17 protein-coding genes and 1 tRNA gene are annotated in these 22,578 nt (G+C 65.9%); 7 read left to right on the plus strand and 11 right to left on the minus strand.

The genetic code is table 11. The features are described from left to right. Positions 1 to 143: 143 nt before the first annotated feature. The 3 genes from JQ639_RS15455 to JQ639_RS15465 form a co-directional block, all read right to left on the minus strand. A complete protein-coding gene (locus tag JQ639_RS15455) occupies positions 144 to 2,882 on the minus strand; it encodes an autotransporter outer membrane beta-barrel domain-containing protein (RefSeq protein ID WP_211966876.1) in 2,739 nt (912 codons plus the stop codon). Between the two features lie 320 nt (positions 2,883 to 3,202). Then, positions 3,203 to 3,277, minus strand: a tRNA-Glu gene (locus JQ639_RS15460). 169 nt (positions 3,278 to 3,446) lie between these two features. Further along, positions 3,447 to 3,782 carry a hypothetical protein gene (locus tag JQ639_RS15465; protein ID WP_211966875.1) on the minus strand — a complete coding sequence of 112 codons (336 nt, stop codon included), beginning with the start codon at positions 3,780 to 3,782 and terminating at the stop codon, positions 3,447 to 3,449. On the opposite strand from JQ639_RS15465, the gene JQ639_RS15470 reads away from it, so the two are divergent. Both JQ639_RS15470 and rpoH read left to right on the plus strand, forming a co-directional pair. Continuing rightward, on the plus strand, positions 3,781 to 4,851 hold the full coding sequence (locus tag JQ639_RS15470) for an RluA family pseudouridine synthase (RefSeq protein WP_371745085.1): 1,071 nt from the start codon (positions 3,781 to 3,783) through the stop codon (positions 4,849 to 4,851). The genes JQ639_RS15465 and JQ639_RS15470 overlap by 2 nt on opposite strands. Positions 4,852 to 5,070: 219 nt before the next feature. Beyond that, positions 5,071 to 5,982: an RNA polymerase sigma factor RpoH gene (gene rpoH, locus JQ639_RS15475; protein WP_211966873.1), complete on the plus strand. Its 912-nt coding sequence runs from the start codon at positions 5,071 to 5,073 to the stop codon at positions 5,980 to 5,982. A 115-nt stretch (positions 5,983 to 6,097) separates the two neighbouring features. Here the strand turns inward: rpoH and JQ639_RS15480 are convergent, their stop codons facing one another. Genes JQ639_RS15480 through JQ639_RS15490 form a run of 3 tightly spaced genes read right to left on the minus strand, consistent with a single transcriptional unit; the run spans position 6,098 to position 9,114 of the window. Beyond that, the gene (locus JQ639_RS15480) at positions 6,098 to 7,273 is read right to left on the minus strand and encodes a hypothetical protein (RefSeq protein WP_211966872.1); all 1,176 of its coding nucleotides are present in this window, start codon (positions 7,271 to 7,273) and stop codon (positions 6,098 to 6,100) included. Positions 7,274 to 7,296: 23 nt separating this feature from the next. Next, the gene (locus tag JQ639_RS15485; protein WP_211966871.1) at positions 7,297 to 8,289 is read right to left on the minus strand and encodes a hypothetical protein; all 993 of its coding nucleotides are present in this window, start codon (positions 8,287 to 8,289) and stop codon (positions 7,297 to 7,299) included. Positions 8,290 to 8,304: 15 nt separating this feature from the next. After that, positions 8,305 to 9,114: an OmpA family protein gene (locus JQ639_RS15490; protein WP_211966870.1), complete on the minus strand. Its 810-nt coding sequence runs from the start codon at positions 9,112 to 9,114 to the stop codon at positions 8,305 to 8,307. A gap of 503 nt (positions 9,115 to 9,617) precedes the next feature. Between JQ639_RS15490 and JQ639_RS15495 the strand changes: the two genes are divergently transcribed. Then, a complete protein-coding gene (locus JQ639_RS15495; protein ID WP_211966869.1) occupies positions 9,618 to 9,956 on the plus strand; it encodes a hypothetical protein in 339 nt (112 codons plus the stop codon). A 5-nt stretch (positions 9,957 to 9,961) separates the two neighbouring features. Next, positions 9,962 to 10,417, plus strand: a complete 456-nt coding sequence (locus JQ639_RS15500; protein WP_211966868.1) for a hypothetical protein — start codon at positions 9,962 to 9,964, stop codon at positions 10,415 to 10,417. A 227-nt stretch (positions 10,418 to 10,644) separates the two neighbouring features. Here JQ639_RS15500 and JQ639_RS15505 read toward each other — a convergent pair whose 3' ends face one another. The 3 genes from JQ639_RS15505 to JQ639_RS15515 form a co-directional block, all read right to left on the minus strand. Next, a complete protein-coding gene (locus tag JQ639_RS15505) occupies positions 10,645 to 11,235 on the minus strand; it encodes a formyltransferase family protein (protein WP_211966867.1) in 591 nt (196 codons plus the stop codon). Between the two features lie 93 nt (positions 11,236 to 11,328). After that, positions 11,329 to 12,924, minus strand: coding sequence for a hypothetical protein (locus JQ639_RS15510; protein WP_211966866.1), 1,596 nt, complete (start codon positions 12,922 to 12,924; stop codon positions 11,329 to 11,331). Positions 12,925 to 12,957: 33 nt separating this feature from the next. Next, positions 12,958 to 14,250: an adenylosuccinate synthase gene (locus JQ639_RS15515; RefSeq protein WP_211966865.1), complete on the minus strand. Its 1,293-nt coding sequence runs from the start codon at positions 14,248 to 14,250 to the stop codon at positions 12,958 to 12,960. Positions 14,251 to 14,650: 400 nt separating this feature from the next. On the opposite strand from JQ639_RS15515, the gene JQ639_RS15520 reads away from it, so the two are divergent. The 3 genes from JQ639_RS15520 to JQ639_RS15530 all read left to right on the plus strand — a co-directional run bounded on the left by JQ639_RS15520 (position 14,651) and on the right by JQ639_RS15530 (position 19,294). Next, entirely contained in the window at positions 14,651 to 16,693 is a 2,043-nt protein-coding gene (locus JQ639_RS15520) for a pyrroloquinoline quinone-dependent dehydrogenase (protein WP_371745099.1), read from the plus strand. A 199-nt stretch (positions 16,694 to 16,892) separates the two neighbouring features. Beyond that, complete coding sequence (locus JQ639_RS15525) at positions 16,893 to 17,813, plus strand: DMT family transporter (protein WP_211966864.1); 921 nt, start codon at positions 16,893 to 16,895, stop codon at positions 17,811 to 17,813. Between the two features lie 341 nt (positions 17,814 to 18,154). Beyond that, complete coding sequence (locus JQ639_RS15530; protein ID WP_211966863.1) at positions 18,155 to 19,294, plus strand: FUSC family protein; 1,140 nt, start codon at positions 18,155 to 18,157, stop codon at positions 19,292 to 19,294. A 322-nt stretch (positions 19,295 to 19,616) separates the two neighbouring features. On the opposite strand, the gene serA is transcribed toward JQ639_RS15530, so the two are convergent. Further along, on the minus strand, positions 19,617 to 21,203 hold the full coding sequence (gene serA / locus JQ639_RS15535; protein WP_211966862.1) for a phosphoglycerate dehydrogenase: 1,587 nt from the start codon (positions 21,201 to 21,203) through the stop codon (positions 19,617 to 19,619). Between the two features lie 119 nt (positions 21,204 to 21,322). Continuing rightward, positions 21,323 to 22,492 (minus strand): phosphoserine transaminase, encoded by a 1,170-nt coding sequence (locus JQ639_RS15540; RefSeq protein ID WP_211966861.1) that lies wholly within the window; start codon positions 22,490 to 22,492, stop codon positions 21,323 to 21,325. Positions 22,493 to 22,578 lie beyond the last annotated feature (86 nt).

Consider the following 22,578-nt stretch of genomic DNA (forward strand, 5'->3'; position numbering starts at 1 on the left):
AAGACCTCGCCAGGCGGGCCGAGCGTTTACGCAGGACCGGCGTCGACGGGTTACGTGATCGGTCCTCATGGCCTCTTCATTGCCGAGCCGTACCCCCACCGAGCATTTCATGCTGACGGCTCGCTGATGCGATCGGGCACCGGCTACCATGCGTATCGCACCATACCCCTTCCGGCATAGGATCTGGTGACGTTGGAGAACTCGCCGTCGAAGGTGGCGACCGCCGACCAGCCGTTCATCCACTTCATCTCGGCTGACGCCGTGGTCAGCGCGGAGTCGCTCGCCAGCCGCGCGCCGTTGACGACGAAGCTCGCGCCGGGCAGCGCCTGGAAGGTGGCGGCGATGGCGCGGTCCGGATTGAAATCGTGCGCCCAGGCGAAGCGGCCGCGCAGCGTCAGCACGCCGCTCGACACGGCGAGCGATTTGTCGGTCCGGAATCCCAGTTCGCTTCGGCTGTCGGTCACGCTCTTTGCGGCATAGGCGAGCGCAAAGGCCGGCGTGCCTGGCATGGCCTGCTCGGCATAGGCCGGCAGCGCGAAGATCGTGGCCTGGCCAGCGGCGTAGGGCGTGATGCCGATGCCGCCGATCCACGGCGCGAGGAAGCGATAGCCGCCTTCGAGGCGGCCGCTCCACGCATTGGCATTGAAGGCGGCACGCAACCGATCGACGCCGGCGATGGTCACGGTGCGGTCGGTGCTGATGTCTTGCCAGCCATAGGCGAGCGCGCCCGAGAGGTAGAACGGCCCGTCGCTGTGCCTGACATAGCCACCGGCCTGGAACAGGTCGGAGCGGCCCGACCCAAAGCCGTTGACGGCAAAGCTGGTGCCCCCGCCGGCCAGCGCAAAACCGATGAGCGTGTTGGGCCCGAGCAAATAGTCGGCGCCGACGGCGGTGCCGTAGATGCGGCTGGTGCTGCCGTTGGTGCCAGCCACCGTGTTGCCGGCGGTGGATTGCGCGCCGCCAAAACCGGCGCCCCACACGCTCCAGCGCTGCAAGACTGAGGGCGGTGCCTTGGTCAGCATCGCAAACGCATCGTCGCGCATGGGCGCGGCATAAGCGCTCCCGGCAAAGCCGGGCGCGCCAGACGCTGTGCCGTCGCCGCCGTTGCGCGCGATGAAGGGATCGGTGAGCAGGCCCATGAACTGGCCCATGGCGTCGAAGGTCGCTTGCTGCGAAGCGGTTGCGGTCTCACCCGAGGCCTGGGCGAGCCCAAGCGCGGTCAGCGCGCTGTAGATGATCGGAATGCCGCCGTTGCTGTTGAAGTAGTTGGTGATGGCGGCGCCGACGCCTTGCTGGTTGCCGCCGAGCCCGCTGCCCGGCGGCGGAAAGAAGCTCAACACCAGATTGAGATAGGCATGGGTCGCGTCGTAGCTCAGTGTCGTGCGCAGGTTCGACGGCAGATTGGTCTCGGCCACCGCGCCGAATGTGCCGGAGACGCCGCCCTTCGCGGTCAGGATCGTGTATTGCCTTGTGATGTAGCTGCCGGGCGCGAAGACGGCGCTGACGGTCGCGCCGCCGAGCGCTGCCGTGCCGCCCACACTGACGAAGGACGCCGTCGCGGGACTGAGCTGGACGAAATAGAACGCGCCCGACTGAAACGCGAGATTGCCCGAGACCGCGAGCGAGGGGCCGGCGGTGCCGTTGCCGCCCAGCAGCGCGCCGCCGCTGTTGACCGTCGTGTTGCCGACGGTGCCGGTGCCCATCAGCAGGCCACCGCTGTTCACCGAGGTGAGCAAGGAGGACGCGATCGAACCGCCCACGCTCAGGATGCCGCCGTTCACCGTCGTCGCGCCGGTATAGGTGTTGACGCCGGACAGCGTCAGCGCGCCCGTCCCGATCTTCACCAGCGACCCGCCGGTGGAGCACGCGCTGCCGCTCGCGCCGCAGTCGCTGATCACGCCGCTCACCTCTTTGCTGAGATTGTTGCCGCCGACGGTGAGCTCCCGCGCGCCCAGATAAAAATTGCCAGCGCCCGCAATCGAACCGGCGCTCAGCTTGCCGTCCCCGGCAGGTCCCACCGATCTCGAAAAATCAACCGTGCCGCCGGCAGCATTGGTGATGGCCGCGTTGCCTGCCGTGCTGGTGGCGAAGAAGTACAGGAAGCCGCCGTTGTTGGTGATGGTAGCGTTGCTGGCCGTGCTGGTGCCGGAGAAAGTCAACCGGGCGTCGCCCCCATTGTTGGTGATGGCGGCGCTTCCGGCCGTGCTGGCGTTGGAGAAATCCATTGCGCCGTAGTTGGTGATGGTGGCGCTGCCGGCCGTGCTGCCGTTGCGGAACGAGACACCCCCCGGGATCCCCCCACCATCACCTCCCCCATCGCCATGATTGGTGATGTGGGCACTGCCGGCAGTACTGGTGTTGTAGAAATTCAAGTAACCGTCGGTGATAGCCGCGTTGCCCGCCGAGCTGGTGTTGTAGAAATTCACGTCACCGGTAGTGGAGGTGATGGCCGCGCTGCCGGCCGTGCTGCTGTTGCGGAAATTAACGCTGACCCCGTTGAGGATGGTGGCACTGCCGCCGTTGATGGCGATGCCTGCACCATTGAAATTCAACAACTGGCCGTTGGCGAACGTGTAATTTCCCGCCCCGGCGTTGAAGGTCCAGCCGCCGACGTTCGTTCGGTTGGCTTCATCGTTGGAGGGGATTGACAGGCTGGTGATGTTCGATGCGCCGAAGGTGGCGGTACCTGACGGCACTGCGCCGCCGCTCCAGTTGCGGAAGCTGTCGTAAACGCCGCTGACGGGAGCAGCGAGCCAGGTCGCATCCTGGGCCGCCGCCGGCAAGCTGGCCCAGACGGGCGCTGTCGCGGCCAACAGCGCCGCACGCAACGGCCTGCCGCAGACGCCGCGCAGCCCGACACAATGATAACGCGCACCGACCATCTTCCGCCCCCGACCTCGAACGCCCGCGCGCCTGTCCGGCATCGCAGTCCGCCTTCGGCCCGACTCCCCACATCAACCTCGGCCAATCCTGCCATAGCGGGGCGGCAAGGTCCCGCGATTGCGGCCAGGACATTCTGAAACTTTCTGATATTTGCCGCGCTTCGCGCGCTTGCGCCCGTTTCCAGAGTTTCTTCGGCGGTGCGCACGGTTTCCCGAAAGCTGAACCCGCGCAGCAATGAGAGCATCACGCCACGCGCGATGCGGCGCGTCTTCGGTTAGCGAAGCGCGGGTCCGCAGTCCTGTTCTCAATCGTAGAGAATTGGCGCTCCCTAGGGGAATCGAACCCCTGTTTCAGCCTTGAGAGGGCCGCGTCCTAACCGCTAGACGAAGGGAGCGTTGGCGGAGGGAATAACCTCGAACGGCGTTCGCCGCAAGCGTGCAAATGCAACAATCCCGGGAATGGTCAACGAAGGCCGGTCTCGGCCCGGCCGCCTGGCCCACCGGGTGGGAACCGGGCCGCCAGCCGCGAATCCCGCGATCCCGGGCCCGCCGCCCTGCTGCCCGTTACGGCTCGCTGGCGAATTTCAGCCGGCCGGCGGGCTTGAGCGTGCGGGCGTCGAAGGTGCGGATCTCGGTAATGCCGCCGACGTCCAGGGTGACCATCAGGCGGTCGGCGGCGACGCCGGTGGCCACGATCTTCGCCCCCTTGGGCAGGGTGGCGGTCAGGTCCGCGACCGGCAGGCTTCCCTCGCTGCGGAAAAGGCGGTAGCCGATGGCGATGAACACCGCGGCGATGCCGATGCCGGTGGTCAGGCCGGCGATGATCATCATGCGGCGGACCCGGGCAGCCAGCAGCGCGGTCTGTTCGGGATTGGGGTCGGGCGTCACGGCATCGGTCATGCGGCCCCTTCAAGCAGGTTTGGCGATGGGTGACAATGAACTTCCGGGCGACGAGCCCGGCGAAGAGGCGCTTTTCGCAGGCGGGGTGCGACATGTGGTCGTCACCGGCGACGAGCGCACAGCGCGGCTCGACCGCGTGCTGGCGCTGCACAGCACCGAGCTGTCGCGCTCGCGCCTCAAGGCGCTGATCCTCGCCGGCCAGGTCAGCCGCGACGGCAAGGCCCTCACCGATCCGTCCGCCCATGTCGCCGCCGGCGATGTCATCGCCATCGACGTGCCGCCGCCGGTGCCGGCGGAGCCCGAGGGCGAGGACATCCCCCTCGACATCATCTTCGAGGACGACGACATCATCGTGCTCGACAAGCCCAGGGGCCTCGTCGTGCACCCCGCCGCCGGCCACGAGAGCGGCACGCTGGTCAACGCGCTGATCGCCCATTGCGGCGCGAGTCTCTCGGGCATCGGCGGCGTGCGCCGGCCCGGCATCGTCCACCGCCTCGACAAGGACACCACCGGGCTGATGGTCGCCGCCAAGAACGACCGCGCCCATGCCTCGCTGACCGCGCAGTTCGCCGACCACGGCCGCACCGGCGCGCTGCGCCGCGGCTACATGGCGTTCGTGTGGGGCGTGCCGGACCGGCCGCGCGGCACGGTCGACGCGCCGATCGACCGTCATCCCCACGCCCGCGAGAAGATGGCGGTGCGCCAGGGCGGCCGCGAGGCCATCACCCACTGGGAGGTGCTGGAGACCTACACCGGCCGCGACGGCAAGGGCGTCGCCTCGCTGCTCGCCTGCCAGCTCGAGACCGGCCGCACCCACCAGATCCGCGTCCACCTCGCCCATATCGGCCATCCGCTGCTCGGCGACGAGGTCTATGGCTCAGGCTTCAAGACCAAGGCGCGTCAGCTAGGACCTCAATCCCAGGTGGTATTGGATACCCTCCGCCGCCAAGCGTTGCATGCATATCTCCTGACGCTGGAGCACCCTTCGAGCGGAGACATTTGTCACTGGGAAGCCGGCCTGCCGGAGGATTTGCTTCTCCTGCAAGAGGCGCTACGCGCGGCGTCATGACGCAGGCCATCTTGAAAAATATCATGATTACAATATCTTAATGCGTGTCACAGCAACGTGACAGGGCAGTATCCTTCCCCTAATCCACCCCTATCATGTATTGTGCACCTGCGTTGGATGACCCAACGCGGAACACTGCAGCCCAGTTGGCTTTGACACAGCAGCAGGCCTGCCTGACCCGCCGCTATCGGGGGTCTGAAAACACTGGAGGGCGCACAAATGGCCCGAGCAGCTACATTGCCGGTTCTCAGTGGAGAATCCGGACTTGCACATTACCTCGCCGAGATCCGCAAGTTCCCGATGCTGGAACCGCAGGAGGAATACATGCTCGCCCGCAGCTGGCGCGAGCACGGCGATCGCGACGCGGCACATAAACTCGTCACCAGCCACCTGCGGCTCGTGGCCAAGATCGCCATGGGCTATCGCGGCTACGGTCTGCCGATCGCCGAGGTTGTCTCCGAAGGCAACGTCGGCCTGATGCAGGCGGTGAAGCGCTTTGAGCCGGAAAAGGGTTTCCGTCTCGCCACTTACGCTATGTGGTGGATCAAGGCGTCAATTCAAGAATACATTCTGAGGTCGTGGTCGCTCGTGAAGATGGGCACCACCGCGAACCAGAAGAAGCTGTTCTTCAACCTGCGCAAGGCGAAGAGCAAGATCTCGGCACTGGAAGAGGGCGATATGCGCCCCGACCAGGTGCAGATGATCGCCAAGCGTCTCGGCGTGACCGAGCAGGACGTCGTCGACATGAACCGCCGCCTCGGCGGCGACGCGTCGCTCAACGCTCCGATCCGCGACGACGGCGAACCCGGCGAATGGCAGGACTGGCTGGTCGATACCTCGCCCAACCAGGAAGCCGTGATGGCGGAGAGCGAGGAGTACGATCATCGCCGCGACGCGCTCAGCGGCGCCATGGGCGTGCTCAACCCGCGCGAACGCCGCATCTTCGAGGCACGCCGCCTCGCCGATGAGCCGATGACGCTGGAAGACCTTGCCGCCGAGTTCGGCGTGTCGCGCGAGCGCGTGCGGCAGATCGAAGTCCGCGCCTTCGAGAAGGTGCAGGCGGCGGTCAAGAGCGCGATGGCGCGCATGGAAGCGAACCGCCAGCAACTGGCGCACGCCCACGCGCACTGAACGCCTCATTCAAGAAATGACGAAAAGCCGGCGGCGACGCCGGCTTTTTTGTCGAGTCAGTCCGAAAACGGATCTCGCGCGACAACCGCAGCCCGACACGCGCGCAGCGTCGTTACTACAGGCGCGGAAACTTCAGATTGTACTTAACTTCCTGATTGTTGCCATCCTTGAAGACTTCGCGCACGCTTGACGAAAGAATGCCCTCGAGGCTGCCTTCAGGCTTGCCCTTCAGCAGCAATCGATCACCTTTTCTAAAATAAGGCGACGACGAGTTCAGAGGCACGCTTTCGGAACTCGTGGCCGCCAGCGTGCATTGCTCCCCTTCGCAGTGCAGATCTCCTTCAAAGGGCACGTAGACGAGAGAGCGTCCGACGGCGAACGCGACCCAGGCATGCGACAGCGAACCGCCATGCGATTGAGAGTACACCAATTTTGCCGCTCCCTGAGCGCCACCGCCATCAAAGGACCCGTCCCAGCTTTTCGCCGGCGGAAACAACTCACCGCGCTGCTGAGGCAATGATGACGAAAAGGATTTGAGGTAAGCCCAATTGCTCAGGAAGAATGCCGCGAAGACCTTCTCCTTCACCTCCAGGGGAAGCCCCTTATCGCCGGCATCCAGCGCACCGAAAACGTAGACATCCGCGCCGGAAAAATTCGCGGGATACTTTGAGGAGAGAAATGAGACCTGCCGATCAACATCGCCGCTTCCGTCCAAATCGGCATCCGCCAAAACGCCGTCCGTACAGACGATGACGCGGTAGAGCGCCGTCCGCTCCGAAAAGCGGTTCTTGTCGAAGGCAATTGCACCCAAAATATTCCGGCGCTTGTTTGGAACAAATTTCGAGGATTCCGCGATGACCCGATCCAAGGCATTCCGCAGCCGCGCATCAAAAGTCTGCAAATTCTCCCGCTGCTGATCGACGGGATCCATTCTCAACATCTTATCCCATGTGCTGCGACCAGACCTTGCCTCATCGATTTCGCTCTTCGTCAGAGTCGGAAAGCAGGAGTCAAAAACCACACTGACTTCGAACGAGCTGGGATTCACCGCAAGGATCGTCAACGGCTCGCGCGGCCCAAGCTCCAACCGATTGAGCAGCGTGAGGCCCCATTCGGTCTTCCGGGCATTTATCGAGGCGATATCGATATAGACAACGGTCCGACGGTTTGTTGCGACCGGCGCGGCACGACAAATCTCCTCAATGTTGGGCGTCACCAGTATTTGCGCATGCGCGGACGGCACCCGCCCACACATCGATAAAACAAACAGAAACAGAAGCGCGGCTCGCATCGCAACTCCTCGCAATAAATTCGTCATCGAACTTCACAGGCCTGTAATCGCTTGATTGAAGCATCGATCTCTTCGGCCAGGGAGCGGTACTCTTGGGCCATGACGGCATTCTTTTTGCGCTCCCGTTCGTATTGAGCATGAATCCTTTTTTGCTCTGCCACGAACGGCTTCCTGATCCTGTCCACCTCGACCTCCGATCGACGCAGATCGCGAAACGTCTCACGCAACTTCGGAATCTTTTCGCTCATCAAGGATGCGTAGAGAACGCCGAGCCCCCAAACGAAGAGATTGAGGCCAATCGTCGGCCCGAGATTCTGCCAAACGATCGAGTTGTTCGAAACGCCGAACGTTCCGGCGGAATTGGAAGTCAAGCCCAGCTGTTCGGCGATCACCTGATAGCGAAGCCATATGACAACGACAAAGGCCGCGACCAGAAGCAGTGATGCGATCGCGACAATCAACTTCCGCCCGAGCTCATTGCGATAAATGGCCGACGGATGGAAGACTTCGGAAATCTGCTTGAGAAATTCACCCTGAAAGTGACTCGCCGCCGCAAAAATGCCGGCCACCAATATTGTCCCTGCCGCGGCCACCAGCGGAACGAACCGAGCCATGAAGGTCGATAAATTGACGTACCACTCCGCGACGCCGACGAATATCAAAGGAATGGCGTAGATGACCGGGGAGATATTCTTGGGATACGCCCCGTTGTTGGCTTTTCGTAAATCCTGAAATGTCTCGTTTCTCGACTTCAGCTCAGAGCTTGCGCGCACAAACCTGGGGTTGTCATTAAGATCACGCGAGATTTCTTCGAGTTCGGCATCTTCCTGGATTTGCAAAGCACGTAAATACGAGTCCTCCCGCTCAGCGACATCTGTTCTTAGGCGCTGACTTATATGGGTAAGCTCAGCCATTATGGTGCGGCGGCGCCTGTCGTCCGGCCTGTTGAGACGAACCAATTCAGCCGCACTTTTCAGCGCGCCTTGCGCTTCACTTCCCAGCGTGTCGGTAGGCATCGAACCTCAACAAATTCAATTGGTGTCAAATTGCTTCAGAGATGGCCTTTGAAGGGTTTCATTCGGCAATGGAGAGCGAGTGGCTGGTTCACGCGCAACCAAACCACCACGACTTAAATCGAGTGTTTCCGGACGCCCCAAACCGCTGGCGCCGGGATAAAGCGGGACACGCGCCGCCGCGCCGCCGCATTCGGGATTAGGCTGACCGGGCGGCAAATCATGATCGTTTCGATGGCAGGGATCGAACTTGACGAGTTCGATCGCCTTGCGCGTCGCGGCAGGGATATCTGAGATAAAGAATTCAACTCGGCGATTTTTAGCGCGCCCGGTCGGAGTGCTATTGGTCGCGAAAGGTTGGGCTTCGCCCATAGGGACGACGCCAAGCAATTTTTCGCTGACCCCAATCTCGCGCAGCTTGCTGGCAACCGAAACTGCACGCTTCAAGGACAACGCGGCATTGTATTGGTCGTCGCCAATGGAATCGGTATGGCCGACGACGAGGACAGAGCGAATGTGACTGTCGCTCAACACCGCTTTGGCGAAGTCCTGGATAGGTGCTTCGGCTCCTGGCTCAAGAGAAAATTTGTCGAACTTGAAAAACACCGTACTTTGAAAACGAATGTGCGAAACAGGTACGCTGACTCCGACCCCCGGCACCATTCCCGGCTGGAGGTTTATCACGAGGTATTCGAAAGTATAAGCAGTCGTCGCAGCCTTGACATTCCTGAAGAGCAAATCTCTGACGATCTGATGCTTGTTGAGTTCCTGCTGAACATCGACAGCAGCGTCCGCTTCCAACACGAGCGACCACGCGGCAAACACCATGGTCAGCCAACACAACCAGACCTTTAGCCTTAAAATTTGCGGTATTTTCCCCCACCCGGCACGCATAACCCGCCCCCGGCAACAACAACGAACGAATACAAATAGTTATAAAACAAGCACGGCCCGTGAAATTCGAGCCCAAATTCAATCTAAACAATTGTTTCCTATACATATATAGCTGCAATTTTGAGCAATGTCATCTATTTAGCAGATCGAAGTCCGCGCCTTCGAGAAGGTGCAGGCAGCGGTCAAGAGCGCGATGGCGCGCATGGAAGCGAACCGCCAGCAACTGGCGCACGCCCACGCGCACTGAACGCCTCATTCAAGAAATGACGAAAAGCCGGCGGCGACGCCGGCTTTTTTGTTGCGCGGAGAACAGGACGCGGAACAGCACGCGGCGCGGCCGCAGACACCTGCCGATGCGCGGGCCATGAACCCGTTGGGGCGACCGGCCGACCAATGCCATGCGTATCCCCATAAGTGCCCTGGCGTCGGAGGCGATCATGCCCATCATGCTCCGCAGCACCGTCGGCCCGTTCGACGACAGCTTCATCCAGCGCGTTGCGCGCATCGAGCGCAGCCTCATCGGCCATGGCGTCGCGCCGTCGCAGTTCACGATTCTCAAGGACCGTGCCCTCGCCGCGCCGCCGAGCTGGGACTACACGCTGCTGCGCGGCGACGACGCCTGCCGCCTGACGCTGCCCGACGACCTCGCCTTCATGAACCACATCGATGTCTGCTGCCGCGCGCTCGACGATGCACCGGCGACGGTCTTCGAGAGCGACGGCGACCATCTCGCCGCGCGGCTGATGGAATGGATCGAACTACTGGCGACGGTGTGAGAGCGATGCCGATCACCCTGCAGAGCACCGTCGGCGCATTCGACCGTGGCTTCCCGCGGCAATTACCGATAGTCGAGAGTGCGATGATCGCCCGCGGCCTCGATCCCGACGACATCGTCATCGCCAAGGACCGCTCGCTGTGCACCAATGCACCACCGTTCGGCTCGCGCCTGTGGGACTACACCGTGTTTGTCGGCGACGACCACTTCACCGAGACCAAGCCGAACGATCTCGCCTTTCTCGACAGCTTCTATCGCCACTGCCTCGCCGCTGGCGACGACACCATGCCGGCGGTCGTACGACACGCTGTGGACGCGGCTGATGCGCTGGATGGCGCAGCCGATCCGAGGCTTCGCCCGCCGCCCCGACACCACAGCGCAATGACGCGCATCCCGGATGTCCTGCACTCGTCCGGGTTCCGCGTTGAACGCAACACGTCGGCTTGTCATCCATCACACTGAGATGCACAGCCCGGGCTTCAGCCGGCGTTCTTTGAAAACCACAAGTCGGCAAGGCCGACTTGTGGTGCGCAGCATGGCGCTCGACGGACGACAGCCCGGGGCCGTTCATCCTTCGAGGCTCGCTTTGCCCGCACCTCAGGATAACGGAGTAGCGTCGAGGACGCCCTTCATGCGTCGCGAGCCCGTCACCCGGATGCGCGCAGCGATACCCGGGACCGGAGCGCGCGTCAGCGCGGCAGCGCCGGCGCCTTGGTCGCGAACGCTTCGTCCTGGGGCTTTGCCGGCAGCGTGCCGAAGGCCTTGGCGTGATCGATCGCCTGCGCCAGCAGCTTGAGGCCGAGCGGCGCCAGCGCGCGCTCCCACAGTTCGCGCGCGGTCTCGCCCTTCTTCACGAAGCACCAGTCCTGCACCACGATGGCGCCGGCATCCATGCGATCGGCGAGATGATAGATCGTGCCGCCGGCGATCGGATCGCCTTCCTTGACGGTCCATTCGACCGCGGCGATGCCGCGATGGCGCGGCAGCAGCGAGGGATGATAGCCGATGCCGCCGAGCCGGCTTGCGGCCAGCGCCTCGCGGCTGACGCGGGCGTGGCTGTGGGCGGTGACGATGATGTCGGTGTCCGGTGCGATCTCGGCGGGTCCGACCAGCTTGGGATCGGCCTGCACCACCACCTCGACGCCGGCGGCGGCCGCGGTCGCCGCGAGGCGGTCATCGCCGTCATGGACCACGACGCGGGCGACGCCGACACCATGCTGCCGCAGCATCTCGAACACGGTCACGCCGAAATGGCGGGAGCCGACCAGCGTAATCCGCATCCGTTCACCCCTACCCCAGTGTCACATCCGCGCCGCGCGCACCGCGGCGCCATGGCGGCCCGTCGCCGGGCCGGTCGGATCAGCGGCGCGGGCTTACTGGCCCCACGCCATGAACGCTTCGTTGAACGCGCGCTCGCCCGGCGCGCCCTTCTCGACCGCGAGAATGGCGCGGCGCTGATTGGCATACACCAGCGGCACGTCGAACCAGGAGCGCTCCTTGAGCAGCTGCAGGTTGCGCGACTTGTCGGCATCGATGCTGGAGAGGCCGACCAGGAAGAAGTTGTCGGTGACCTTGACCGCAAGGCCGGCCAGCGGCAGGCCCTTGGTCTGCTCGTTGGACTTCATCAGGATGCCGGGCACGTTGGCAACCCCGCCACCGGCGAAGTCCGGCGGCAGCTGGAACGTCAATTCGACCGTGTGGCTGGCCGGCAGCGACGTATCCATGTTGCGGCGGACCGTCAGCGTCATCTTCAGCCTGCGCTCGGGCACGTCGATATCGGCGCGAATGGCGAGATCCTGCGGCTGGCCATTGTTGCCGCCGACCTGCTCGGTGCGCCACACCACGGTGCCTTCATAGCGCTTGCCCTGCGGGTCCGACGGATCCTCGTCGTACAGCACGACCTTCTGGGCCACCGGCGCGATCTGCGAGCCAGGCTGGCCGACGCGGTCGGCGATCTTCGGCCGCACGCCGCTGTCGGACGCCGGCGTCTTCGGCGCCTCCGCCACCGGCTGCGATTTCATCAGGCCCTTGACCGTGGTCCACATCTTCGGGCCGACCAGGAAGCCGACGCCGGCGAGCATCAGCACGACACCGAGGACAATGGCGAAGGCCAGCGGAAAACGGCTCGGCTGCCGCGGCGGCCGGGCCGGCTTCGGCGGCTTCGCCGGCTTGACGGCCTTGCCGCGCGCGGCCGGCGGCCGGTCCGGCACGTAGGCGGCGTCGCCGGGCAGCGCGTCGTACGACGCTTCCGCCATCGGATCGACGCGATGGTCCATGTTGGGTTCGATGCGATCGAACTCCGGCGAGGGCGACGGCACGTTGGCGTAGGTGCGGCGCGCGGCGCGGTTGGCCTGCGCTGCGGCGGCGCCGAGATCGTCGGCATCGGCGATGACATCACGGAAGCCGCGCACGCCGCCGGACGGCGTGCCGCGTGGCGTTTCACGAGATGGCGGCGGCGGAGCGGGAGGCGGCGCCTGCGGACGCGGCGCCTCGGCCTGCGGCGGCTCGCTGGCGGGCGGCTCGGGTGGCGGCGACAAGGGCGGAATCGGCGGCACGTCGACCCGCAGATTGCGCGGTGGGCGCGGCTCGTCCTGGCCGAGCGGCGAACGCTCGCTGCGCGGCGCGGGCCGATCGCGCCCGGGCGCGGCGCTGCCGGCATCGGTCGGCGTGGCGCGCGAGCGCACGCTGCTGCGCAGCGCATCGCCCGGACGGGTGCGGCTCAGCGTATCAGGCTTGGGCACCTCGATGCGGGCGCGCTGGGCCGCCTCGGCCTCGACCTTACGCACCGCTTCTTCCAGCGCGAGGCGCTCGCGGGTGATCTCGCTCTCGGTCAGCGGCGGCTCGACGCTGCGCAGCTGGGAAATCAGCGCGGCGCGGGCCCGCTCATACAGCGCGCGGCGCGCTTCGCCCGGAGCGCCGGGATCGAGCCCGGCGATCGCGCGCGCGATAAGCGGATAGTAATCTGCCATGAACGTCCCGCCTGCGGTCCGAGCCGAACCCGATTAGGCCTCGAAGGGATTCTGCACGAGAATTGTATCTTCGCGTTCCGGGCTTGTCGAAAGCAAGGCGATCGGGCAACCGACCAGTTCCTCGACGCGCCGGACATACTTGATGGCCTGCGCCGGCAGCTCCGCCCACGAACGTGCGTTGGCGGTCGGCTCCTTCCAGCCCTCGATGGTCTCGTAGACCGGCTTGACGCGCGCCTGCGCGCCCTCGCCGGCCGGCAGGTGATCGATCACCTTGCCGTCGAGCTCGTAGCCGATGCAGACCTTGATCTCGTCGAAGCCGTCGAGGATGTCGAGCTTGGTCAGCGCGAGGCCGTTGATGCCGCAGGTGCGCGCGGTCTGGCGCACCAGCACCGCATCGAACCAGCCGCAACGGCGCTTGCGTCCAGTGTTGACGCCGAACTCCTTGCCGCGACGGCCGATCTCCTCGCCGATCTCGTCGGTGAGCTCGGTCGGGAACGGGCCGAGGCCGACACGCGTGGTGTAGGCCTTGCAGATGCCGAGGACATAGCCGACCGCGCCCGGGCCCAGGCCCGTGCCGGTGGCGGCCTGTGCCGCGACGGTGTTCGACGAGGTGACGTAGGGGTAGGTGCCGTGATCGACATCGAGCAGCGCGCCCTGCGCGCCTTCGAACAGGATGCGCTTGCCTTCGCGGCGCTTGTGGTCGAGCAGGTTCCACACCGTCTCGGCGTAGGGCAGCACCTTCGGCGCCAGTTCGGTGAGCTCCTTGAGCAGCGCACCGCCATCGACCTCGGCGAGGTTGAGGCCGCGGCGCAGCGCGTTGTGGTGCGCCAGCAGGCGATCGATCTTGTGCGGCAGCGCCGGCAGGTCGGCGAGGTCCATCAGGCGAATGGCGCGGCGGCCGGCCTTGTCCTCATAGGCCGGGCCGATGCCGCGGCGCGTGGTGCCGATGGCGGTGCCGGCGTTGGAGGATTCGCGCAGCGCGTCGAGCTCGCGGTGCAGCGGCAGGATCAACGTGACGTTCTCGGCGACGCGCAGGTTCTCCGGCGACACCGCAACGCCCTGGCCGCGCAGCCGCTCGACCTCGTCGAGGAAGGCCTGGATGTCGAACACCACGCCGTTGCCGATCACCGACAGCTTGGAGGAACGCAGCACACCGGACGGCAGCAGCGCGAGCTTGTAGGTCTTGCCGTCGATGACAAGCGTGTGACCGGCGTTATGGCCGCCCTGGAAACGGACGACGATGTCGGCCTGTTCCGACAGCCAGTCGACGATCTTGCCTTTTCCCTCGTCGCCCCACTGAGCGCCGACGACGACAACATTGGCCATTTCGCGTGGATCCCCTGAAAATCCGTGATCTGAGAGAGGGTGAACGCCTCGCCTTGCGGCCGGGGCCGCGCGCATGTGAGACAAATCAACCGGATAACGGAAGCAGGCCCCCGACGCAAGCCAAATGGGCGTTTTCCGCTCCGCCGCCGATCTGCCAAACCATTGATATCCCCCGAAAATCCTTTGTTCCCGCCGGGGCTGCCGTTCAGGATTTCAGCGTCATGGCGGGATTTCGGCCGAAGGGGCGAAGCGAAAGCGCGATCGCAAGGCGAAGGCGACCGGGTTGGCCGCGCGGCGCACCGCCGGGCGCGGCGGAATGCAGGTCTGGCGCAAAACTTCCGTGCTATCGATTCTGCCCTGCAGCGGCGGCATCACGCCGCGACCCTGGATGGCAACCTTGATGATGCGGCTCCGCGGCCCGATGGCCCTTCTCGCTCTCGTCCTCGCCCTCGTGCTGCCGCGCGAGGCGGCCCAAGCGTGGGAAGCCTGGGGCGGCGACAGCGGCGGCACGCGCTTCTCGCCGCTGGCCCAGATCACGCCGGCCAACGTCGACGATCTCGTGCGGGCGTGGACGTTCAGCAGCGGCGATGTCGCACGGCGTCCCGCCGCGCTGATGGCCCGCACCAAGCTCGAGGTCACGCCGCTGCTGGTCGAGGACAGCCTCGTCTTCTGCACCGCGTTCAACGACGTCATCGCGCTCGATCCCGGCACCGGCGCGCAGAAGTGGCGCTTCGATCTCAACATTCCGACCGACCTGCGCCCCGCCAACCGCTGGACTTGCCGCGGCCTCGCCGCCTGGCGCGACGACACCAGGCCGCATGACGCCGCCTGTGCCAGCCGCCTGTTCATGGGCACCAACGACGCGCGCGTCGTCGCGCTCGACGCTCGCACCGGCAAGCGCTGCAGCGATTTCGGCGACAACGGCGAGGCGAAGCTCGATCCCGGCACCACGCTGGAATGGCCCGGCGAATTCCAGATCACCTCGCCGCCCGTGGTGGGCGATGGCATCGTCGTGGTCGGCTCGTCGATTTCCGACAACCGCCGCGTCGACGGCCCGCGCGGCACGGTGCACGCGTTCGACGCGCGCAGCGGCCGCCTGCGCTGGCAATGGGATCCGCTGGTGCACGACGGCATCAGCGCCGGCACCGCCAATGTCTGGGCGCCGATGTCGGTGGACACCGCGAACGGCCTCGTCTTCCTGCCGACATCGTCGCCGAGCCCGGATTTCTGGGGCGGCGCGCGCCCCGGCGACAATGCCCACGCCAACTCGGTGGTGGCGCTGCGGCTCGCGACCGGCGAGCGGGTCTGGTCGTTCCAGACCGTGCATCACGACGTCTGGGACTACGACCTGCCGGCGCAGCCGACGCTGGCGCGCATCGACACCGGCAACGGCCCGCGCGACGTCGTCATCCAGGGCACCAAGCAGGGCTTCGTGTTCGTGCTCGACCGTCTCACCGGCGCGCCGGTGTGGCCGGTGGAGGAGCGCAAGGTGCCGCAGAGCGGCGCCGCCGGCGAAGTGCTGTCGCCGACGCAGCCGTTTCCAACTCACGTCCCGGCGCTGACGCCGCAGGCCGTCTCGCCCGACGACGCCTTCGGCCTGCTGCCGTTCTGGGACAAGGCATCATGCCGCGCACAGCTCGCGAGCGCGCGCAACGAGGGCCTCTATACGCCGCCATCGACCCAGGGCACGCTGATCTTTCCAATGACCGGCGGCGGCATCAACTGGGGCGGCGTCGCGTTCGACCCAGTGCATCAGATCCTCTACGCCAACACCAGCCGCGCGGTGCATCGCGTCACGCTGATCCCGCGCGCCGACGCCACCGGCTTCAAGGCGCCTCCCGGCCACGACTTCGGGCCCCAGAGCGGTGCGCCATTCGCGATGACCCGCGCGGTGGTGATGTCGCCGCTCGGCATGCCCTGCAACACGCCGCCATGGGGCGAACTGGTCGCGGTCGATCTCAAGGCCGGCCGGATTCTCTGGTCTTCGACCGTCGGCACCACCGAGGATCGCGCGCCGCTCGGCATCGCCTTCCATTTTGGCGGACCGCTGGTCAACGGCGTGCTGGTGACGCAGGGTGGCCTCGTGTTCACCGGTGCGCTCGACGCGTATCTGCGCGCCTTCGACGCGACCACCGGCGCCGAGCTGTGGCAGGGCCGCCTGCCGGTTCCCGGCATCGCCAATCCCATGACCTATCGCTGGAACAACGAGCAGTATGTGGTGATCGCCGCCGGCGGCCACTCGGAAGCCGGCGCCAGCATCGGCGACAGTCTCGTCGCGTTCCGCCTGCCACGCGCCGGCGAAGCGCCGTCGCTGTGGTCGCGCGCCATCGATCGGCCCGGCGGCCGCTTCCGCGCCGGCGCCGCCGGCGTCGTCGCTCTGCTCGTCGTGCTGATCGGCATCACATTGTGGGTCCGCCGCCGCAGACGCGCACGCACCACCTGACGCATGCGGTGCGCATGCACCGCTCGGCCGCATCACATCGCGCCGTCACAAGCCCATGCGCGGCAGGCAAATCGGCATGGGACGGTCCCGGCATTGGCTGTTGTGATCACGCGCCAGCTGCGCGACACAAGGAGCGTGCCCCATGAGTGGCCGCCCCGCGTGGGGTCCGCTCGCACCTTTCCCCCAAAATACCTGTTCGATGACCATCGTCGTTCGTCCGCAGCCGTCACCGTCTCTTCTCGCGCGGCTCGCCAATCAGCCGTATCTCCTGCTGAGCCTGACCTCGCTGTTCTGGGCCGGCAATCTCGTGCTCGGCCGCTTCGTGGTCGGCCACATTCCGCCGTTCACCCTGGCGTGCCTGCGCTGGGGCGGCGCGGTTCCGGTCGTGCTGCTGATGGCCTGGCCCCATCTGCGCCAGGACTGGCCGATCATCCGCCGCTCGCTGCCGATCCTGCTGCTGCTGTCGGCGACCGGCTATGCCGGCAACAACGTGCTGGCGTATTACGGCCTGCAGTACACCCAGGCGCTCAATGGCCTCCTGATCCAGTCGTCCGGCCCGCTGTTCGTGGCGCTGTGGTCGATGGTGCTGTTCGGCGTGCGGTTGACGCTGGCGCAGGCGCTCGGCATCGCCATCTCGCTGACCGGCGTGTTCACCATTCTGCTGCACGGCGACCTCGCCGCCATCGCCAGCATCCATCTCAACAAGGGCGACCTGATGCTGACGCTCGCCCTGGTGGTGTTCGGCATCTACGCGGCAGTGATGCCCAAGCGGCCGCCGATGCACCCGCTGTCGCTGTTCGCCTGCACAGTGACCGGAGGCGCGCTGCTGCTGGTGCCGCCGATGATGACCGAACTGATGCGCGGCGAACTGCCGGTGTTCGACCTCACCACCGCGCTGTCGCTCGGCTATGCCGTCGTGTTTCCCTCGATCCTCGGCTATCTCTGCCTCAACCGCGGCATCGCGCTGATCGGCCCCAACCGCGCCGCGCCGTTCGTGCACCTGATCCCGGTGTTCGGCTCGGTGATGGCGATCGCCTTCCTCGGCGAGCGGCTGGAGCTGTTCCACATCCTCGGCTACGCCCTGGTGCTCGGCGGCATCTTCATGGCCTCGCGCAAGTAGCAGGCTTGTCCATCTGGTTGCGGCGTGCGCCACACCCACTGCGTTATTGCCGGACTTGATCCAGCAATCCAGCTGACTCACGACGCAACGGAAAGGTCTCAAGCTGGATCACCGGGTCTCGACGCTCCGCGTCAGCCCGGTGACGACGCTGAAAAGGGAGGGCCGCATGGTGTCCCATATGGCAGACAGCCACGGGACAATCCCGGCCATGACGGGTTTAACAACAAGCACCAGTTCATTCGTCCTCTTTGCGGCAGCCCTTGAGGACGGCGGTGCGAAGCATCTGGTCCCGGCGGCATCTCTGTGCCAGCATTTGGCCGCATCACATCGGAACCAGGATCTTGCCGCTTCTTCCCCGTCCCACGCTTCTCGCCGCCTGGCTCCGCACCCGCCTGAACCGGCGGCGGGCCCAGCTCGTGCTGTCGCTGCGCATCACCATCTCGGCGCTGCTGGCGCTGGCGCTGGCGCTCGCCCTCAACATGCCGCTGCCTCTGTGGGTGGTAATGACCGCGCTGATCCTGACCCAGGCGAGCGTCGGCCGCTCGCTGCGCGCCGCCATCGACTACATGATCGGCACGCTCGGCGGTGCGATCTATGGCGGCGCCATCGCCGTGCTGATCCCCCATGACAGCGAGATCGCCCTGCTTGCGGTGCTGGCGCTGGCCGTGGCTCCGCTGGCATTGCTGGCCGCGGTCAATCCGCGCATGAACGTCGCGCCGATCACCGCGGTGATCGTGCTGCTGCTGCCGGCCATCACCCATCACAGCCCGCTCGAATCCGCGATCAACCGCGTGCTCGAGGTCGCGCTCGGCGCCCTCACCGGCCTCGTCGTGTCGCTGATCGTGTTTCCCTCCAGCGCCCATCGCCAGGCCGTCGAAGCCGCGGCCCGCACGCTCAACCTGATGGCGAGCGCATTCAGCCAGCTCATCTCCGACATCAGCCACGGCCGCGATGTCGATACCCTGCACGAGATCCAGGACGGCATCGGCACGGCGCTGGTGCGCCTCGATGCCGTCGCGGCCGAAGCCGGCCACGAGCGCTCGGCGCGTCTCGCTTCCGCCGAGCCCGAGACCGGACCGCTGCTGCGCACCTTGCTGCGGCTGCGGCACGATCTCGTCATCATGGGGCGCGCCGTGGCATTGCCGCTGCCGGCGGCGCTGGCCGGCCGCCTCGCGGCGCCGCTGGCCGGCGTCAGCAAGGCCTACACCGCCTACATGCGCGGCTGCGCCCGGGCCCTGACGGCGCGCGAGACGCCCCCGCCCCTCGACGACGTCCGCCTCGCGCTCGAGCTCTATGCCGTCGAGGTCGCCGGCGTGCGCCGCGAAGGCCTGACACGGGCCCTGTCCGCCGAGACCATCGAGCATTTCTTCACGCTGGGGTTCTCGCTCGACGAGATCCACCAGAATTTCCGCGACCTCGAACGTTGCGTCACCGAATGGGCGCAAGACGCCCCCGCCAAGCCCGCCGTCGCGAAAAATTAAAATCGCAGCGCCGCGGCCGCTGCATCGCCGCGCAACGTCCACGCTGCCCGGCTGCGCCGTCCGTGTGCCCGCAGGACACCCTCGATCTCGCGCTACGCGCCGGCACCACCGCGGCGCCGGTGCTGCTGGCCGCGACACTGCTGCGCGATGCGCGGCCGGCGAGGTAACGGCAGCGACAACGACATCGCCGGCGTCGGCCGCCCTGTCGCCGACGTCATCGCCGCGACGGGCGGCGAGCGGCCACGACGAATAGGTCATACCGAATAAAAAGCCGCCCCGAAGGATCGGGGCGGCTCTTCGAATCGTCCGTCAGCGCCCGGGCTCAGAAGCGCAGCGCGGTCGCCTGCTTGACGTGCGGCAGCGCCAGCGTCTTGGCCAGCACGTCGGCCGGCGCCTCGCCATCGATCTCGACCAGCGCGATGGCGTCGCCGCCCGGCGCGTTGCGGCCGAGATGGAAGGTCGCGATGTTGACCTTGGCATCGCCGAGCAGCGAGGCGAACTGGCCGATGAAGCCCGGCTTGTCCTCGTTGGTGACGTAGATCATCGACCTGGCGAACTCGGCGTCGACGCGGATGCCCTTGATGTCGACGAGGCGCGGCTTGCCGTCGTGATAGGCGGTGCCGGACACCGAACGCTCCTGCTTGTCGGTGGTGACGGTCACCGTGATCAGGCTCTCGTAGTCGCTCTGGGCGGCGCGGGTGACCTCGTCGACGGTCATGCCACGCTCCTTGGCGACCACCGGCGCCGACACCACGTTGATGTCGCCGAGCATCGGCCGCAGCAGGCCCGACAGCGCCGCCGAGGTCAGCGCCTTGATCTTCATCTCGGCAACCTGGCCCTCATAGGTGATCTGGACCTTGGTGATGCCGGTCTCGGTGAGCTGGCCGGCGAACGAACCCAGCTTCTCGGCGAGCTCGATGAACGGGCGCAGCTTCGGCGCTTCCTCGGCGGTGATCGACGGGAAGTTGACGGCGTTGGAGATGGCGCCGTTGAGCAGGTAGTCCGACATCTGCTCGGCGACCTGCAGCGCGACGTTCTCCTGCGCTTCCGAGGTAGAGGCGCCCAGATGCGGCGTGCAGATGACGTTGGGGTGGCCGAACAGCACGTTCTTGGTGGCCGGCTCCTCGACGAACACGTCGAACGCGGCGCCCGCGACATGCTTGGAATTGAGCGCATCGACCAGCGCCTGCTCGTCGACGAGGCCGCCGCGCGCGCAGTTGATGATGCGCACGCCCTTCTTCATCCTGGCGATGGCATTGGCGTCGATGATGTTGCGCGTCTTGTCGGTCAGCGGCGTATGCAGCGTGATGAAGTCGGCGCGCTTGAACAGCTCGTCGAGTTCGACCTTCTCGACGCCGATGTCCCTGGCGCGCTCCGGCGACAGGAACGGATCGAACGCGATGACCTTCATCTTGAGGCCCTGGGCGCGGTCGCAGACGATCGAGCCGATATTGCCGGCGCCGATGACGCCAAGCGTCTTGCCGGTGATCTCGACGCCCATGAAGCGGTTCTTCTCCCACTTGCCGGCCTGGGTCGAGGCGTCGGCCTGCGGGATCTCGCGCGCCAGCGACAGCATCAGCGTGATGGCATGCTCGGCGGTGGTGATCGAATTGCCGAACGGCGTGTTCATCACGATGATGCCCTTGGCGGTGGCCGCGGGGATCTCGACGTTGTCGACGCCGATGCCGGCACGGCCGATCACCTTCAGGTTCGCCGCCTTCTCCAGCATCTTGGCGGTGACCTTGGTCGCCGAGCGGATGGCGAGGCCGTCATAGTTGCCGATGATCTCGGCGAGCTTGTCCTTGTCCTTGCCAAGGGCCGGCTGGAAATCGACCTCGATGCCGCGATCCTTGAAGATCTGCACGGCGGCGGGTGACAGGGCGTCGGAAATCAGAACCTTGGGAGCCATGTGATGTGTCCTTCATCTCCCATGCCGGGAGGAACCGGCGACGACGCCGGCGGGTGAACCACGAAAAACTGCAACAGAAGTTGAAAGCCCTCCCGGATCGCGGGAGGGCTTGAAGCAGGTCAGGCCTTGACGTGCGCCGCCTTGGCTTCCGCGAAGGCCCAGTCGAGCCAGTGCGTCAGCGCAGCTACATCGCTCGCCTCGACGGTCGCGCCGCACCAGATGCGCAGGCCGGGAGGGGCATCGCGATAGTGGCCGAGATCATAGCCCGCGCCTTCCTTCTCCACGGCGCCGACCAGCGCCTTGGCGAACGCGGCCTGGGCATCGGCCGGCAGCGCGGTGATCGCCGGATCGACGACCTTGAGGCAGACCGAGGTGTTGGAGCGGATCGCGGGATCGGCCGCGAGGAAATCCACCCACGGCGTCTTCGCCACCCAGTCGGTCAGCACCCTGGTGTTGGCGTCGGCGCGGCCGATCAGGCCCTTGAGGCCGCCGACCGACTTCGACCAGTTCAGCGCGTCGAGATAGTCCTCGACGCACAGCATCGACGGGGTGTTGATGGTCTCGCCGACGAAGATGCCGTCGATCAGCTTGCCGCCCTTGGTCATGCGGAAGATCTTCGGCATCGGCCACGGCGGGGTGTAGCTCTCCAGGCGCGCGACGGCGCGCGGGGACAGGATCAGCATGCCATGGGCCGCCTCACCGCCGAGCGCCTTCTGCCAGGAGAAGGTGACGACGTCGAGCTTGGGCCAGTCGAGCGGCTGGGCGAACGCCGCGGAGGTGGCGTCGCAGATGGTCAGGCCTTCACGGTCGGCCTTGATCCAGTCGGCATTGGCGACACGCACGCCGGAGGTGGTGCCGTTCCAGGTGAACACGACGTCGGACGCCGGATCGACCTTGGAAAGATCCGGGATCTCGCCGTAGCCGGCGCTGAGCTTGGTGACATCCTTGAGCTTGAGCTGCTTGACGATGTCGGTGACCCAGCCGTCGCCGAACGATTCCCAGGCGATGGTGGTGACCGGGCGGGCACCGAGCAGCGACCACAGCGCCATCTCGACGGCGCCGGTGTCGGACGCCGGAACGATGCCGATCTTGTAGTCGGCCGGCACTTCCAGCACTTCGCGGGTCAGGTCGATCGCAAGCTTGAGCTTGGTCTTGCCGATCTTGGCGCGGTGCGAGCGGCCGAGCGCTGCATCCTTGAGGGCTTCGGGGGTCCAGCCGGGGCGCTTGGCGCAGGGGCCGGAGGAAAAATGCGGAACGTTGGGCCGCGTGGCAGGCTTGGCTGCAGTCATGATCTACCCTTCCAGATAGCTGCCTCTCGGTGGGGAGAGGTTTCCCGCTGGCGGCTTTAGGAAAAATGCGTGTTTGCGTCAAGAAA

The sequence above is a fragment of the Bradyrhizobium sp. U87765 SZCCT0048 genome (genome assembly GCF_018131225.1).
Classification (GTDB): domain Bacteria; phylum Pseudomonadota; class Alphaproteobacteria; order Rhizobiales; family Xanthobacteraceae; genus Bradyrhizobium_A.